Raw genomic sequence first — 17,290 nt, 5'->3', positions numbered from 1 at the left:
AAAATGAAAAAGCCTAAATCGGGTTTAGGCTTTTGATTCAGATTTAAATCGCTTTAATATGACCGGTGACATGCGGTTTTTGATTCTTACTGTTTCGAATCAGGAAATCTGTCTCATTCGCTGCCTGTGCCGTCAGGAACTCGACTTTAGATGGCAAGTACATCGGCAACTTGAACCAAACATCAGCTTCATAGGCATCTGGCAATGACAGATTCGCCAGTGCTTTGGCCTTGCTCCACATACCATGTGCAATTGCCTGTTTAAAGCCAAAGGCTTTCGCTGTGACTGCATGAATATGGATCAGGTTAAAATCACCTGAGGTCATGGCATAACGGCGACCAGTATTTTCCGAGATGTTCCATTCATTATTGAGTGTATATTCTGGTGCTTGGCTTTCTGCAGGTTTGGCAGCAGCTTTAGCATTGGTCTTTTGACGTGACAGATAAGTCGTCAATGCTTCAACTACGACCTCGTCTCCCACTTTGACTGTAGTAATGAAATCAAACTGCACGCCTTTATCGTGCGGCTGCAATTCGCCAAACTTACATGACAGCGTCAAAGTCTCATTCACACCGACTTTACGGTATTGCTTGACTTGATTGCGGATATGTACCAAACCCAAAATCGGAAACGGAAATGCTTCTGAAGTCATCATGTGCATTTGCAGACTTTGTGAAAGCACCGTCAGATAGATTGCTGGAATATAACCATTATTTTTAAAGCCGCAGACTTCATTATAAGCTTTAAGATGTTTTTGATCGACCTTGAATGAATCCACCACATATTCAACTTGCGGTAGAACTTTTTCAGCTTTCGGCTTTTTAAAAATCAAGCCTTGAATCACTTTTGGATAGGCTAAATAAGGTTTTGGAAGTTGACTAAAATGGCGCGTATTCATACTGAACCTTTGGAAATTTTATTATTTCAATTTGTCTAAAAGCGCCTTCTCTTGCACCATATATGGCTCAGGGAGAAGGCTGGGATGAGGGTCAATTCATCCCCTTTTTAATTTAATTTTTACCTCTCCCTAACCCTCTCCATTAAAGGAGAGGGATATCTCCCCCTTTTCAAAGGGGGATTTAGGGGGATTTTAAATTAAGCCCCTAAAAGACTTTGACCACATACACGTATCACGTTGCCATTTAAACCTGTTGATGCAGTAGCAGCAAACATTGCAATCGTTTCTGCAACATCGACAGGTAGACCGCCTTGACTCATCGAATTCATACGGCGGCCCGCTTCACGGATCGCAAATGGAATCGCAGCCGTCATTTGTGTTTCGATAAAGCCCGGTGCAACGGCATTAATGGTTATACCATTTTTTAAAGTTGGTGCTGTGAATTTCACCACACCAATCACACCCGCTTTAGACGCTGCATAGTTGGTTTGACCCAGGTTACCTGCAATCCCTGAAATTGAGGATACACAGATAATACGGCCATTGGCATTTAGACCATCGTGGGAAATTAAATAATCATTCACGCGTTCTATTGCAGACAAGTTGATATTAATCACCAGATCCCACAGCTCAGGCTTCATATTGGCCAAGGTCTTGTCACGGGTAATTCCGGCATTATGTACAATAATATCCAGACCACCATGCTCAACTGCCGCTGCCTTGATCTTTTCACCTGCATCTGCAGCTGTAATGTCAATAGCCAAGGTAGAACCGCCGATCTCACTAGCTACACGATCAAGGTCAGCCTGCTGTTGTAGAACATCCAGACAGATGACATGTGCGCCATCACGTGCCAATACATGGGCAATCGCTTCACCAATACCACGGCTTGCGCCTGTCACAACCGCAGTTTTACCCGCTAATGGCTTGGTCCAGTCTACGTCTACTTTTTCAGCTGGTGAAACACGGATCACCTGACCAGAAACATAGGCAGAACGCGGCGAAATCGTAAAACGTAATGCAGATTCAAGATTTGCTTCAGCACCTGCATCGACATAGATCAGGTTTGCTGCGATACCTTTTTTGAATTCTTTAGCCACTGATTTCACGAAACCTTCCAGTGCACGTTGAGCAATCGCCTGGCTCACCGATTTTGCTGTTTCAGGTGTAGTCCCCACAATCACCACACGGCCCGAACTCTGGATCTGACGTGCAATCGGGTTAAAGAAATCATAAAGTGATTTTAACTGTTCTGAATTTTCGATCCCTGAAGCATCAAAAATAACGACCTTGAATTTTGATTCTTTATCGCCCGGGTTAAATGCACCCAGATTCAGCCCGGATGCTGCAGCCGCCTGTTGCAACTCAGCATTATTACCTGCATAGCTGTTGGCATGAATATTTGCCAGAACCTGAGCAATAGCACCCGTCAATGGACTTGCTGGTGCTGCACCCAATAATACTGCGCCTTTTACCACTGGCGTAGCAGACTCAAAACGGTCTAAAGAAGTTGGGGATGGCAGACCCAAATTTTTAATGACAAATTTACCAATAGGAGATTTTGCAAAAGTTTGGTACTGATCAGTCATGTTTATTATCTCTCATACAAATTAATTTTTGGTTGATCTAAAGTTATCCTTAAACTTCAATATGATGCCAGACACATATATTTCAATAGATCCGCCAGATTCCGCCCAATCATACTTGAGATAACAGGCAGATGACTTGACCTGAGCGCAGTCTGTAATGTCATTGTAGTCAATACAGCCTATCCTCTTCTATGCTAATGTAAACACCAAGAAGACGATCTATTTGCCTGGTAAAGCCTTATGAGCAAAACAACTCAAGAAAATCCAGCAGTCGAGAACTCTGCGACAGAAACTGTGTCAAAACCATCAACGCGCGCTAAGCGTAGCACTAAAAATACTGACACAGCCACTGGGACAGAAAAAAGTCCGACTAAAACCACGCGTACACGGAGCACACCTGCCCGTGCCAAAAATACGACTTCATCTGAAAAAGATTCAACCTCTACAACACAGACTTCTGTTCTACAGGAACCAAACATGAGCCAAAATACAGTTCGCCGCGTTGCGATTATCGGTGGTAACCGCATTCCATTTGCACGTTCTAATGGTGCTTACTTTACGGCATCCAATACTGACATGTTTACAGCAACCCTGAACGGCCTAGTTGAACGCTTTAATCTGCAAGGTCAACGCTTAGGTGAAGTGGTTGCGGGTGCAGTACTGAAACACAGCCGTGACTTCAATATGACCCGTGAATGTGTACTAAATACTGCCCTTGCACCTGAAACGCCTGCTTATGACATCCAGCAGGCATGTGGTACTGGTTTGCAAGCGGCATTTCTTGTTGCCAACAAGATTGCTTTAGGTCAAATCGAAGTAGGCATTGCAGGTGGTGTAGATACGACTTCTGATGCACCGATTGCTTTTGGTGACGGTTTACGTAAAGCATTACTTGAGCTAAACATTGCGAAAACTGCAAAAGACCGTTTGAAAGCACTGACCAAAATCAATGTGAAAGACCTTATGGATGCACCAAAAAATGGTGAGCCGCGTACAGGTCTGTCTATGGGTGATCATCAGGCGATTACTACACTGGAATGGGGAATTTCCCGTGAAGCACAGGATGAACTTGCTGCATCTTCACACCAGAAAATGGCTGCAGCGTATGAAGAAGGTTTCTTTGATGACCTGATCACACCATTCTTGGGTCTTCAACGTGACAATAACCTGCGTGCGGACTCAAGTGTTGAAAAACTGGCGAAATTAAAGCCGGCCTTTGGTAAGGGCGATGCCCGTACCATGACTGCGGGTAACTCTACGCCGCTAACAGATGGTGCTTCTTGCGTGCTCTTGGCTTCTGAAGAATGGGCGAAGGCAAATGGTCATGAAGTATTGGCTTACCTGACTTTCCAGGAAACTGCTGCAGTTGACTTTGTCGAGAAAAAAGAAGGCCTGTTGATGGCGCCTGCTTATGCAGTACCACGTATGCTAGAGCGTGCCGGTCTGAAACTGCAAGACTTCGACTATTATGAAATTCATGAAGCTTTTGCATCTCAAGTATTGTCTACGCTGAAAGCTTGGGAAGATCCGAAATTCTGTAAAGAGCGTTTAGGTTTAGACGCTCCACTGGGTTCAATTGACCGTGCCAAACTGAACGTGAAAGGTTCATCACTTGCTGCCGGTCACCCGTTTGCAGCAACTGGCGGTCGTATCATTGCGACAGCAGCAAAACTGATTAACCAGAAAGGTTCAGGCCGCGTACTGGTGTCGATCTGTGCAGCCGGTGGTCAAGGTGTAACGGCGATTATTGAAAAATAATCCGTTGACCGATCTAATTAAAAAGCCCCTCAAATGAGGGGCTTTTTTATGACTTATTGATTTGGCATCGGGTTATTTTTAAAATACTCATCTACTTTATTCCATGGTGCAGTCGATGCCACGCCTTTCACCATATTCTGGTTCACACCCTGACAAAGTGCGCTGTCCGGCGTCAAGTGAAAAGCATTCACATTTGGGTCCATATAAGGAATTGAACCTGGACGGCGCTGGAAATAGAAGTTTAACCAATCGACCATAGCTTCAAAGCCATAATTCGACATGGCCCATGCACTATTATGCCCGCCCCAATGATGACCAAATTCATGTGCAACAATTCGATAGCCAGATAATCTGTAATGGCCATAGAACAACCATGTATCTACCCCCAAGACTGCACCCCCACCTAGACCACCGCCCATATTGGTAATACCAAGATTAATTTCATTGCGGTTAAGAATTTCCCGATAGATCCGGACATAATCTTCTGGCTGAAAGAAACCATTCGGTCCTTCTACCTGACCATGATTGCCAAAAAAATCGTGTCCCATGACTGCTTTATGGTTAAACCATAAGGTTTCAAATTCTGGAGTACTCAGCATATAGGCCAGATTGGTCATCATCATGACCCATTCCCGGGCATAGACCGGCGTAATACGACACCATTTGTTCGGTTCATCATAGGTACCGAAATAAATTTTCCATTTGGCTTTAATCTGGTTCAGCTTTTTGACGTGCTCATCAGTCTCAGAGCTAATTTTCAGATCAAAAATATTGCTTGGATTTTGCGTGGTCTGACTCAGACCTGCTAGCTGGATCGAGCCTGTGCCATCGAGCAACGGGAAACGGGATTGATCGGTCAACTTGAGATCAAAGCTGGCATTCGAAAATGGCGTCAACTGATCCAGCTTCGCCAGAATCACCCAGTCTTCTGAGTTTTTAATCTTGGCACGAATCTGCAAATCACGTACAGGGACAGCACTGTAGCTTTTCAAATGCAGGCGATTGCCATTTAGGGTTGCCGATAAAATCTTGTCCATATAGACATAACGCTGGCTGCTATTGGTCAAGGTTTCCCATGATTCACCATCCTGCAAGACACGGCTTCTCTCGCGTGCTTTAGATTCGGTTAAAATCATAGCTTGGTTTAGCTGGGTGGATTTATTCTGTTGCAGGGTCAGCATTGGCAGAATATAAATTTTCTGATTGGCCATGTGCAGCAAATTCTGACCATAAATATAAAGATCACTGGCCTTGGCCAGTTGGCTGCTCTGGTTTTGCCCTTTTAAAATATAATCTCGGAAGGTATCCACACTTTTATTGGGTAAGATAGACTCCAAGTTAAAAGATTTTTCCCGGTAGCTTTCTACAGTGCCATCATTCCGTGACACATAAACCAAGCCATCATTATGGCGATGCATGACTGCCGACAAATTGGTTTCTGTTAAAATGGGTGCAATATTATTTCCATTTTCCTGAATCTGATTGATATCGTGGACATAGGTCATACCATCCGGCAGGCTGGTATACAGATAATCACCTATGACTTCCATGCGTGCATTACAGTTGCGCGCACAGCCCGGCAAGCTGAGCCGTGCAAATTTCCGCGCTTTTAAATGGTTTTGCGCCGTTACATCACTTTGACGCCACACATTAATGCGGCCTTCAATATCAGGTACATAAACATAGCGATCGTCAGCAGTCACCGCATTGCTATGTACCAGCGCGTAATTAAGCGCATCGCCCCACCATACACCTGTGCCGAGTGCCATAATGAAGTTCGGTTGCTCGCTATTAATATCTAAAACATCAATTCGGTTCGAGCCATAATTGGCCACATACAAACGCCCTGCTTGAATTTCCAGATCATTCAGGCTATCCCATTTTCTGGCCAGACCCGAAATTTTCGTAGGATCAATCGCACTGAGTGCACGTTTTTGTTTTAAGTCATAACGCAAAATATTCGATTCTGCCTGGCTGTTGGCAATATAAAGAACATCGCCCTCTACCACCATGGCGGTGGGATTCCAGGTTTTCAGACCAAAATTCCCTGCTATTAATTCTGAACCCACATCCAGAACCTTAAATTCCGCAATTTTGCTCAGTTGCTCACCCGAACCGGGGGGTGTCACTGGATCCGGCAGCGTCTGCTGTGGCGTACTGCTCTCACCTCCTCCACCCCCACAACCCCACATCAGCAACACGATGGACACTGACAAGATCGCTCGTCTAAATAGCATTGAATTCCCCAATAAATTTAAAAATTAAAATAAAAAATCAAAGTCTTATAGCTTAATTTTCAGTTGGGTTCGAGCATAAAAAATGAGGACTTGATCAAGTCCTCATCGCTGAATATTTCACCTTTCGCATTCTGAAAAGGGAGTCTGAACTGTGTGGTATTTTTTATGGCGTATTTTATGATGAGATTTTCCGATAATCCGGCTGTAGCCCCAGTCTGGCTTCTAGATGATCATAAACCCACTGAAAAATAAAGGTATATAGGAGAATACAAAGGGTTAGAGCTAAGTCCAGCAAAAAGGCCTGAGCCAGACTCATGTGTAAGGCATAAGCCACCATCGGAATGGTCGCCAGCATCAAACCGCCTTCAAAGCCAATTGCATGAGCAATTCGCACTTTAATGGTTCTTTTCAAATGATGTCTGGCTTCAAACTTTTCAAAATAGTGATTAAACAACATGTTCCAGAGTACTGAGGTCAGAGCCATGGCAATTCCTAGCATACCTGTGACCTCAAGCGGCATATGCATCAAAGTACTTAGCAGGACAGCGATCACGACCAGTAAAATGCCTTCATATAAAGCGGCATGAATCAACCTTCTTTTGGAAATTAACATATCAAATCAGCTCAATTCATTACATGATGCAAGAATTTTATTTCTTTAAATCTGACTATTCGAGTTAGAATCTATCAATAAAAATGAAAGATAAAATTATGAATGTTAATCAAGAACAGCTACTGATGTTTAAAACTGTGATGGAAACCGGTTCTTTCTCTGCGGCTGCCCGTCAACTAGGTAAAGTACCTTCCGCAGTCAGCATGGCCATTGCCAATCTGGAAATTGACCTGAATCTAGAACTGTTTCAGCGTATAGGTCGTGAACCAAAACCGACCGCACAGGCGCAGGTATTGTATGAAAAAACCCAGCAACTTCTGGTCGAAATGAATCAGTGGAAACAGCATGCTCAAGCCCTAAGTTCAGGCCTGGAATCTGAACTGAATATTGTGGTGGTTTCAGAATTACTGCATACGCGTTGGACCGATTATATCGTGTTACTGGAACAGGAATTTCCTGCACTGCAAGTCAATGTATTTAGTGCACCTCAGGAAGATGCACATCGTATGCTGTTCGAAGGTTCAGCGCAGCTGGCCCTGATGTTTGAACGCGAACAACTGGAAACACGGGAACAGTTTGTGGAATTGAAACGTGAGGTACTGGTCGCTGTAATCGCCAAACAGCATCCCCTAAGTCAATTCGATCAAGTCAGTTATGAACAGATTTTGCAAAACAGGCAGATTGTGGTGGCCAGTCGGGATCGCACCATCAAGCCGGAACTACTCTTTTCACGAAATTACTGGCGCACCGACAATCATCATTCGGCTTGCAGCATGATTCAGCAAGGACTGGGCTGGGGGGTTCTGCCACTCGAAATGCTGAATGAGCAGCCACATTTGCAAGATCAGTTACAGGTTCTCAACCTGCTCGATTTCACCCCAAAGTTTGAATATTTTGTTGATCTGGTCTGGAGCAGAGAAACCCGATTAGGCACAGCTGCTCATTTTTTGATTAATCACTTGCGCAAACAACGTAAAACCGGGCATTAATCACAGAAATTCAACGACAGTCTACTTGGTAAACCGGCCATTTATGATATATAAGAAAGCATAAGCAATAACCATAGAACTAGATCGTAATGACATTAACTGCATTAAACCAATTAAAAAACTTGACGACCATTGTGGCAGACAGCAGTGATTTGAGTGCCATTGAAAAATTTCGTCCGCTTGATGCAACCACCAATCCATCGCTGATTACTGCAGCAGCGAAACAACCTGAAAATCAGGCCTTGATTGAAGCTGCTTTTCAGCAAGCCCAGCAAGAAGGCTATACAGATGACGCCCTGATTGAACGTACCATTGATATTTTGACGGTCAAATTCGGTGTAGAAATCTTAAAACTCATTGAAGGCCGTGTTTCAACAGAAGTCGATGCTTCCCTGTCTTTTAATACTGAAGCCACGATTGCCAAAGCCAAAGAGTTGCTGGCATTTTATGCGCAATATGGAATTGATTCAGACCGCATCCTGATCAAGATCGCGTCTACCTGGGAAGGCATTCAAGCAGCAAAAGCACTGGAAGAAGAAGGGATTCATACCAACCTGACTTTATTATTTGGTCAGCATCAGGCCCATGCCTGTGCCGATGCCAAAGTGACTCTAATCTCGCCTTTTGTCGGCCGTATTCTGGACTGGTACAAAAAAGCTGAAGGCGTTGAGTCTTACCCGATTGAACAAGATCCGGGGGTCTTATCAGTTAAGCGTATTTATGAGTTCTATAAAGCACATGGTATTCAGACTGAAATCATGGGCGCCAGCTTCCGAAGTATTGATCAGGTACTGGGCTTGAGCGGCTGTGATCTGCTCACGGTAGCGCCAAATTTATTGGCCGAACTAGAAAATGATCAACGTGAAGTGCGAGCTCAACTCTCAGCCAAAGATATTCAAGTTCAAGGTGAACTCAGTCCAATCAGCCATGCCGATTTTGATGCACAATTGAAACAGGATCCGATGGCCAGTGAATTATTGCAAGGCGGCATTGACGGTTTCATTAAAGCCCGTGAGCAACTGGCTGCTTTATTACGTGAAACTTTCCTGAGTACCACTGAGATTTAAAGAAAATTTAGCAAATTTCTCCAAGCCGATGTTGCTATAATGCCGCATCGGCTTTTTTGTTCATGCGAGTTTTTCGTGTTTGGTATCACAGATCTAACGACCTTTATCATTGGAACCACGTTGATTGTGCTACTGCCCGGGCCGAATTCCCTGTATGTCATGTCGATTGCTTCGCGCTTTGGGATTAAGACGGGATATATGGGTGCCTTGGGGGTTTATACGGGCGATCTGATCCTGATTATATGTACAGCATTGGGAGCAGCTTCTTTACTGCATGCCTTTCCGGTACTGTTTATTGCACTGAAAGTTATTGGAGCGATCTATCTCAGTTACTTGGGTATCAAGCTAATCATTGCGGCCTACCAGACTTTCTTTCCGGAAAAGTCATCACAACGCGTCCAGATTAAAAAGACGACTCCAGATACGGTAGAATCCGTTCAGCCCTTTCGTACAGCGCTCACAATCAGTATTTTAAATCCCAAAGCGATTCTGTTTTATCTGTCTTTTTTTGTGCAGTTTGTCGATCCTGCCTATCCTTATCCAGCCCTGACATTCACGCTTCTGGCTGTAATCTTGCAATTGATCAGTATGACCTATCTTTCAATCCTGATTTTTTCTGGTGTAAAACTGGCGTCCTATTTCAACCAAAATTATAAAGTGACTGCCAGCTGTGTCGCAGCGGTCGGGATCCTGTTTTGCGGTTTTGGCCTTAAACTGGCGACTTCAACTTTCTAGCAATGATCGGCTTCAAACCAGTAGACCTTTGGATAAAATTGTTAAAAACATTGTGTTGATACGTGAAAAGCGTATGATTTAAACGCATTTAAAAATAGTGTCATGGATGATGCCAAAACTTTTACAAGATCTCTCCTTTCCTGCCGTCATGGCCGGTTTTATTACCTGCATGATTGGTATTAGTGTTTCCGCCGTACTGGTCATTGAAGCCGCTCAAAGCCTAGGTGCTAATCAGGCACAAATTAGCTCCTGGTTATGGGCACTGGGTATAGGTATTGGAGTTTCTGGATTTTTGCTTTCCTGGAAATATCGTTATCCGATTTCAACCGCCTGGTCGACTGCCGGTCTGGCACTGGTCATTGCTTCTGCCGGTCACTATAGTCTGGGTGAAGCAATTGGCGCTTTTCTGATTTCTGGCATCCTGATTGCCTGTCTGGGATTTTTTGGAATTTTCGAGCGAATTTTCCAGTTTATTCCACAAAGTTTGACCAGTGCCATGCTGGCAGGTGTCTTGCTGAAATTTGGTATCTCGGTCTTTGGCAGTCTGCAACAGTCCTGGGAATTCGTGCTTTGTGTACTGGTGATTTATCTGGTTTCCAAAAAACTGAGTACGCGCTATAGCATCGTGATTACCGTGTTAATGGCTATTGCCCTCTGTCCGTTCTTTATTAATTTTACTATTCCGCAGCTGAACTGGAGTATTGCCCAGCCGGTATGGATTACACCTGAATTTAGCCTGCAAGCTGTTTTAGGACTGGCCTTACCTTTAATGGTGATTAATCTGGCATCGCAATACCTGCCTGGCTTGGCCGTCATCAAAAGTTATGGTTATCCGCCGAAAGTAAATTCTATTCTAGGCTGGACGGGTATTACACAGACGATGCTGGCGCCCTTTGGCTGTTTTAGTGTCAATCTTGCCGCGATCAGTGCGGCGGTCAGCCTGGATGCCCAAGCGCATCCTGATCCGGCCAAACGTTATATTGCAGGGATGAGCTGCGGCCTGTTTTATATTCTGATGGGTTTTTTTGCTGCGACCTTGACCAGTGTACTGATGGCTTTTCCAGGGATTCTGATTACAGTATTGGCAGGCATTGCCCTGTTTGGCACCATTGGCCACAATATCGCGCTGGCTTTTCAGGACCGTCATGACCGTGAAGCAGCACTGATGACATTCCTGTTTAGCGCCTCTAATATCCAGTTTTTTGGTATTGGCTCCGCTTTTTGGGGACTGCTACTTGGTCTGATAGTTTATTTAATGTTTAAGCTTAAACCGCAAGTGGCATAAGCTTATTGTAGAAATGAGGCAGCTACCTTGTCTGCCTTTTTAATGCCCTGCAGTCTGGGAAAACAGGTTAATCACCACCACACCGGAAATGATCAGTGCAATCCCGATAAAAGCGGGCACATCCAGCGCCTGTTTAAAGATTACATAGCCTACGATTGCCGTAAGAACGATGCCTACTCCTGCCCAGATCGCATAGGCAATGCCTAAAGGAATGACTTTAATCACCTGAGACAGCAAATAAAACGCAATACAGAATAAAATGATCACAGCCAGAGATAGCCATAATCGGGTAAAGCCTTCTGACTTCACCAAAAATGTTGATCCAGTCACTTCGGCAATAATAGCCAACGCCAACAACAAATATGCCCATGAGACAGGATTCATTTTTTAAACTCCAAACAATTTTTCAATGATTGCTGTCGGGACGATCTGACATGATCAATCTTGAGAGATTCATTTTGCACCGTTTTCTCTTCAAGGGGAAAGCTGATGTAAAAAATCCAGGGTTTTGACAAAGGTTTGCTGACTTTCCTTTTTTCCCATAAAAAACTGATATTCATGAATGAGCCAGGCCTTAGACTCTGGATAAAATATTTCAGTCACAGGAACCTGCTGTTCCTTCAAAGCTTTTACAAATGGTAGTGACTGAGTATCGGTCAGAAAATCCTTATTCCCACCACTGATCAGGACAGGTGGATAAGACGGCGTAATATACTGAATCGGAGAAATCTGCTTTAAAAACGCGGCATCATGTTTACGCTCGCCGGTATAAGCCTGAATCAGGTTAAAGACACCCCATTCGATAATTTTCATTTCTTCAGGTGCTGTGCTGGCAAATGCTTCCAAGTCATAAATTCCACAATGCAAGATTAAACCTTTAAGCTGCGTAGGTTGCAGATGAGGCTGAATACCGGATTGGTTGGCAAATACAGGGTTGGTCAAAAGAGCGGCGTAATGGCTGGCCATATTCGCCCCGGCAGAATCTCCGGCCAGATATAAGTTCTGGGCATCGATTTGGTAGGTGTCTGCATAGGTATCGAGAAATTCAAGTGCCTGATTGATCTGGTGTAACTGGCTTGGATAGGTCACTTGTGGCGCAAACTGATATTGCACGGATACCACGTTATAGCCCTGTGCCGCCAGCAGCTTGAAATAACCCCGTGCATGTTCTTTAGAACCTGAAATCCAGCCGCCGCCATGAATCCAGACAATGGTCGGTCGTGGGCCAATACTGGCAATATTCTGCGGCTGATACAGATCCAGAGATAATTTCTGCTGCGGCGCATAGGTAATATTTTGCTGGACGATAACCGCACCAGGCGCATAACGATCCATCACTTTTTGCTGCAAGCCTGTGGTCAGGTTAAAAGCACCGGCAATGACTTTACTGTTCTGTGCGGTCTGACAGCCGGAAAGAATAACTGAACTTATGAGCAAAAGATGAATGGCAAAAAACCTCAAAACAGTCCCCTATACATGATCTAAAAACAGGCTACGGCAGTTTAAACTATCCTGCTGCAAACAAGGACTATTCATCCTCTTATTTTTGATCACTAAAACTGCAATTCCGAGTTTTTTACTCTGTTTTTTTCATCACTTTTACATGAAAAATATTTGTAATTTAATGAGTTTTTTCAATTTTACCGCTTTTTTGCAATTGCACCCGCCACAGCACTGTGCTATCAATAAACCAAGCCTAAAAATCAGACAACCTGCGGAGAAAAGCCATGGCCTATCAACATATTTTAGTCCCAGTGGACGGTTCAGAAATTTCCTTTTCTGCAGTACGACATGCTGCCAAAATTGCCAAGGCATTTGGTAGTCAGCTTTCCCTGATCAGCCTGATCGCAGAAGATCCTTTTACCGAGGCTGATTTCTATTACAGCTCCTCCATCATGAAGGAATATTTTATCGAGGCACATGCCAATGCAAAAAAGGCCTTGAAAGAAGCCACTGCCATCGCAGCCGGTGAAGGTATTGAAGCGCAATCCCGCATTGTCACAGGTTTAGTCAATGCAGAACATATTGCTGAAACCGCGGGTGAGGTGAAAGCCGACCTGATCGTCATGGGTTCTCATGGCCGTAAAGGCTTCCAGAAAATGATTCTGGGCAGCTTTGCACAAGATGTATTGGGTGCGAGTGAAATTCCCGTACTGATCGTGAAAAAATAATCCTGATGCTGCGCATCTTCAAGATGCGCAGTACTTGCTACTTTTACATTTGAACCTCTAGCAAAACATGCTGTGGAGATTTACTCGCTTAAACCACACTCCCCCTTTACTGCAATAATAAATATGAGGAAGCACCATGAATAACTATGATCATCTTCTCGTAGCACTCGATGAGTCCTCGATTTCCTATGCTGCCGCAGATCATGCCCTGGAACTGGCCAAAGTATTTCATAGCCATGTCACTTTACTCAGTGTGATTGCGGTGGATCCCTTTAAGGGCGTAGATTTTTACAAAGTTGCTCCTGCAGTCACAGACTATTTTATGCATGCAGAACAAAATGCGCTGGATCGTTTAAATGAACTGAAACTGAACTTTGTTCGTGATGGCATCCAGGTGACGACAAAAATCCTGCATGGCATGGCGCCGTCAGAAGGCATTATGCAGGCTGCAAATGAATCCCCGACCGATATGATCATTATGGGTTCACATGGTCGTAAGGGTCTGCAAAAACTCATGCTGGGCAGTGTCGCTCAGAATGTTCTGGCACTTTCCTCTATTCCAGTCCTCATCGTCAGACAATAAGATGCTTGATCAAAGCCTGTATGATGCAGGCTTTTAGCGAAGTTTTTGATTTAACTCACTTAAGAATATTTCAGCATCAAGCTGGCTTTGAAATACTTTTTTGTATTCTCCGACCTGCTGAATGGAATGCGGCGTATATTGAATGGAGATTTCAAGTAAGCCATTTTCAGGATTCTTGCTGACATGTACGGCAATAATATGCTGGCTATTTAAATAAAAACCATCTTCAATTTTCACTAACATATCTTGGACAACCTCTAGTAAGCGAATCTGTAGATCCCTTTACCTAGCTTACAGCTTAATAAACAAATACTCTTTTCCGTATAATCATACTGTAACACCCTTTGGTACTTACCTAGGCCTTTAGAGAAATTCAACTGTATTTAAAGCCAGCATTTGAAATAAACAGGAAATAAAAAACCGGATCAGGTCGATCCGGTTTTTTATGAATATTGATGTTATACGCTGAGCATACTATTGAGTGTCTCAGACACATTTTTAGATTTAACCAGTGGCTTTAAGGTTTCAAGCTGTGCTTTCACTTCACTGCGTTGCGGTTCTGCCAAGGTATACCAGCGTGACAATACCTGTAGCAAACGTGAGCCTACAATCGGATTTTTCTCGTCCAGATATTTTGCCAGTCCAATAAAATGCTGCACGCCAAAGCTCCAGGTATTGACCGGATTAGCATTCAGCCCCCCGCTCACTGCACGGATACGGTTAGGCACAGCCAGATCATAATCCGGATGCTGGGTCAGATACGCAATCGTTGCATCCGTTGCTTTTGGATGTGCTGCCTGAACCATAAACCATTGGTCTAAAGACAAGGCTTCATCTTCAAAGCGGCTATAGAAATCTGCCAAAGCTTCTTCTGCTTGTGGTGCATCATTCCAGACCAAGACTTTCAGCGCACCCAAACGTTCAGACATATTCCCCGTGTGATATTGCTCATAGGCTAAATCAAAGGCAAATGCATCTCCCTGACGAGCCATCATCGTCAGCATAATATTTCTTAAAGCACGCACACCCATCGCTTGTGAGAATTCAGATTGCAGATCAGGATCCAGATTAAGATAAGTTTCTTTCGCTGTTTCTCCAAAAGCACGTGCCAGAGTATGTAGCAAAGCCTCACGCTTTTCCTGAATCATGACCGGATTATAATCCTGATCAATACGGCTACCTAAATAACCTTCCGACGGTACATCAAACAGACGTGATGCCAACAGCGGATCTTTCTCAATCACATCCGGCAAGGTATTGAGCATAGCCTCGATATAAATTTCTGCAGGCTGGTCATCCAGCAAGATACGCTCGAGTAAGGTCTGAGTTGCTTGCCACTGGTTAAAACCATTGGTCTCGTATTGCAACAGGAAAGCCAGTTCTTTTTCTGAATAGTCAAAGTCCAGATTCACCGGTGCAGAGAAATTACGCAGCAAGGACACCACCGGTTTTGCTGTCACACCGCTAAATTCGATCGTGGCTTCATCCTGATCAAACAGATACACGCCATCTTTGACGCCATTTTCAAAGAGTGCCTCAGAGTTCAGCGTTAGCTGCTCACCGCTTTCAGCATCAAACAATGCCAAAGCCACTGGAATTGGAACTGCTTTCAGATTCGGGTATTTGGCATGCGGTTTCAGGCTTTGCTTGAAGTGAAGACGATAGATTTGGGTCTCAACATCGTACTCAGCTTTTACTTGCAATTTAGGCGTACCTGGCTGGTTGTACCAGGTCAGGAAGTTTGAAAGATCCACACCTGAACCTGCTGTAAGCGCGGCCACCCAATCCTCAACTGTTACCGCCTGACCATCATGACGGCGGAAATATTCATCGGTTCCCTGACGGAATTTTTCCTTGCCAAGCAAGGTCGCCATCATGCGGTTAATTTCCGCACCTTTTTCATAAACAGTGGCAGTATAGAAGTTGTTAATTTCTACAAAATGATCCGGACGCGGTGGATGCGACAGCGGCCCTGAATCTTCCGGGAACTGATGCGCTTTGAGAACTGCTACATCATCAATACGTTGTACCGCAGCCGACTGTAAATCTTCCGAGAAAGACTGGTCACGGAATACAGTCAAGCCTTCTTTCAAACATAACTGGAACCAGTCACGACAGGTAATCCGGTTACCAGTCCAGTTATGGAAATATTCATGTGCAATGACTGACTGCACTCGCATGATTGCGGCATCAGTGGTGTACTCTTCATCGGCCAGCACGCATGAAGTATTGAAGATATTCAGACCTTTATTTTCCATGGCACCCATGTTGAATGCACTGGTCGCCACAATCATGTAGTTATCCAGATCATAAGGCAGACCATAATGCTCCTCATCCCAACGCATGGAATGTTTGAGCGCTTCCATGGCGATCTTGCATTTTGGAATATCTTTTTCTTCTGCATAGATTTCCAGAGCTACATTGCGGCCTTCCGATGTGACATAAGAATCTTTCATCACGGCCAGATCACCAATCACACAAGCGAACAAATAGCTCGGTTTCTTGGTCGGATCCTGCCACACGGCATAGTGACGATTGGCATCGACTTCACCGGTTTCCAGCAGGTTACCATTTGCAAGCAAAACCGGATATTTCTTATCTGCTTCGACACGCGTCGTAAAGACCGACAACACATCTGGACGGTCTGGATAGAAAGTAATTTTACGGAACCCTTCTGGTTCATTTTGGGTCACAAACAGATCTGAACTGGCCTGATATAAACCTTCCAGCATCGTATTACTTTCGGGGTGGATTTTAACCACAATTTCAAGCAACACTTGATCAGGTGCATTGGCAATGACCAGCTGTTCAGCATCCAAGTGGTAGTCACTGGCATTCAGGGTTTGACCATTTAACTTAATCGATTGCAGCTCTAGATCGCGGCCAAGCAGAACCAGATCGCCAGCAGTTTGGCGCTGCATCTCCAGCTTGCTGCTGACCAGACTGTGGTCACTATAGACTTGGATATTCAGGTCGATGGAATCAACAATAAAGGAAGGTTTTTGATAGTCTTTTAAATAAATGGTTTGATCCGCTTCGATCACCGGGTTTGCCGCAATATTCATGTCCTGTCCTAATCTTTTATCGTGTTCGACATTGTTCATGTCAAAATCATACGCCAAGTTTTAAACGCTGTCTGTGCATTTGTATTGTTAGATCTAATATGGGCATTTCATGCACCACTTTCAATGCATTCTGCCTAATTGAGCAGCACTCGACTCTACATAAGAAATATCTGTGCCATAAAAATAGTCAGGATCATAATTTCTGACATTTTCATAAATAACTGATTTAAAAATATATAATTTTATTTGCTGAGTACCGAATAAATTCTGATTAATAAATGAGCACACTTCTTGCTACAG

General features: G+C 44.1%; 15 protein-coding genes. 7 read left to right on the top strand and 8 right to left on the bottom strand.

Annotated elements, in window-relative coordinates; all coding sequences use genetic code 11:
* Positions 1-43: 43 nt before the first annotated feature.
* Positions 44-898: a MaoC family dehydratase gene (locus AC1P5O_RS03510; RefSeq protein ID WP_004278819.1), complete on the bottom strand. Its 855-nt coding sequence runs from the start codon at positions 896-898 to the stop codon at positions 44-46.
* 197 nt (positions 899-1,095) lie between these two features.
* The gene (locus AC1P5O_RS03505) at positions 1,096-2,487 is read right to left on the bottom strand and encodes a 3-oxoacyl-ACP reductase (protein ID WP_004278820.1); all 1,392 of its coding nucleotides are present in this window, start codon (positions 2,485-2,487) and stop codon (positions 1,096-1,098) included.
* A gap of 240 nt (positions 2,488-2,727) precedes the next feature.
* Between AC1P5O_RS03505 and AC1P5O_RS03500 the strand changes: the two genes are divergently transcribed.
* Positions 2,728-4,245 carry an acetyl-CoA C-acetyltransferase gene (locus tag AC1P5O_RS03500; RefSeq protein ID WP_004278822.1) on the top strand — a complete coding sequence of 506 codons (1,518 nt, stop codon included), beginning with the start codon at positions 2,728-2,730 and terminating at the stop codon, positions 4,243-4,245.
* A gap of 53 nt (positions 4,246-4,298) precedes the next feature.
* Here AC1P5O_RS03500 and AC1P5O_RS03495 read toward each other — a convergent pair whose 3' ends face one another.
* Positions 4,299-6,482 carry an LVIVD repeat-containing protein gene (locus AC1P5O_RS03495; protein ID WP_004731448.1) on the bottom strand — a complete coding sequence of 728 codons (2,184 nt, stop codon included), beginning with the start codon at positions 6,480-6,482 and terminating at the stop codon, positions 4,299-4,301.
* A gap of 175 nt (positions 6,483-6,657) precedes the next feature.
* The gene (gene aceI / locus AC1P5O_RS03490) at positions 6,658-7,095 is read right to left on the bottom strand and encodes a chlorhexidine efflux PACE transporter AceI (protein ID WP_004278825.1); all 438 of its coding nucleotides are present in this window, start codon (positions 7,093-7,095) and stop codon (positions 6,658-6,660) included.
* 98 nt (positions 7,096-7,193) lie between these two features.
* Here aceI and aceR point away from each other — a divergent pair, with 98 nt between their 5' ends.
* From aceR to AC1P5O_RS03470, 4 genes are all read left to right on the top strand, one after another.
* Positions 7,194-8,084 carry an HTH-type transcriptional regulator AceR gene (gene aceR, locus AC1P5O_RS03485; protein WP_004278827.1) on the top strand — a complete coding sequence of 297 codons (891 nt, stop codon included), beginning with the start codon at positions 7,194-7,196 and terminating at the stop codon, positions 8,082-8,084.
* An 89-nt stretch (positions 8,085-8,173) separates the two neighbouring features.
* Positions 8,174-9,151: a transaldolase gene (gene tal / locus AC1P5O_RS03480; protein WP_004278828.1), complete on the top strand. Its 978-nt coding sequence runs from the start codon at positions 8,174-8,176 to the stop codon at positions 9,149-9,151.
* Between the two features lie 75 nt (positions 9,152-9,226).
* Entirely contained in the window at positions 9,227-9,886 is a 660-nt protein-coding gene (leuE, locus tag AC1P5O_RS03475; RefSeq protein ID WP_004278829.1) for a leucine efflux protein LeuE, read from the top strand.
* Positions 9,887-9,992: 106 nt separating this feature from the next.
* Positions 9,993-11,171 (top strand): benzoate/H(+) symporter BenE family transporter, encoded by a 1,179-nt coding sequence (locus AC1P5O_RS03470; RefSeq protein ID WP_499005665.1) that lies wholly within the window; start codon positions 9,993-9,995, stop codon positions 11,169-11,171.
* Between the two features lie 39 nt (positions 11,172-11,210).
* Here the strand turns inward: AC1P5O_RS03470 and AC1P5O_RS03465 are convergent, their stop codons facing one another.
* Together AC1P5O_RS03465 and AC1P5O_RS03460 are read right to left on the bottom strand one after the other, a co-directional pair.
* Complete coding sequence (locus AC1P5O_RS03465) at positions 11,211-11,555, bottom strand: SMR family transporter (protein ID WP_004278832.1); 345 nt, start codon at positions 11,553-11,555, stop codon at positions 11,211-11,213.
* Between the two features lie 90 nt (positions 11,556-11,645).
* Entirely contained in the window at positions 11,646-12,632 is a 987-nt protein-coding gene (locus tag AC1P5O_RS03460; RefSeq protein ID WP_004278833.1) for an alpha/beta hydrolase, read from the bottom strand.
* Positions 12,633-12,898: 266 nt separating this feature from the next.
* Here AC1P5O_RS03460 and AC1P5O_RS03455 point away from each other — a divergent pair, with 266 nt between their 5' ends.
* A complete protein-coding gene (locus AC1P5O_RS03455; protein WP_004278834.1) occupies positions 12,899-13,342 on the top strand; it encodes a universal stress protein in 444 nt (147 codons plus the stop codon).
* Between the two features lie 136 nt (positions 13,343-13,478).
* Positions 13,479-13,925, top strand: coding sequence for a universal stress protein (locus AC1P5O_RS03450; RefSeq protein WP_004278835.1), 447 nt, complete (start codon positions 13,479-13,481; stop codon positions 13,923-13,925).
* A 33-nt stretch (positions 13,926-13,958) separates the two neighbouring features.
* Here the strand turns inward: AC1P5O_RS03450 and AC1P5O_RS03445 are convergent, their stop codons facing one another.
* Both AC1P5O_RS03445 and pepN read right to left on the bottom strand, forming a co-directional pair.
* Positions 13,959-14,168 carry a hypothetical protein gene (locus tag AC1P5O_RS03445; protein WP_004278836.1) on the bottom strand — a complete coding sequence of 70 codons (210 nt, stop codon included), beginning with the start codon at positions 14,166-14,168 and terminating at the stop codon, positions 13,959-13,961.
* 215 nt (positions 14,169-14,383) lie between these two features.
* Complete coding sequence (gene pepN, locus AC1P5O_RS03440; RefSeq protein WP_499005661.1) at positions 14,384-17,029, bottom strand: aminopeptidase N; 2,646 nt, start codon at positions 17,027-17,029, stop codon at positions 14,384-14,386.
* Positions 17,030-17,290 lie beyond the last annotated feature (261 nt).

This window comes from Prolinoborus fasciculus, from assembly GCF_056724605.1.
The sequence above is the reverse complement of the archived record's forward strand: the minus strand, read 5'-3'. Positions and strand labels throughout refer to the sequence as shown.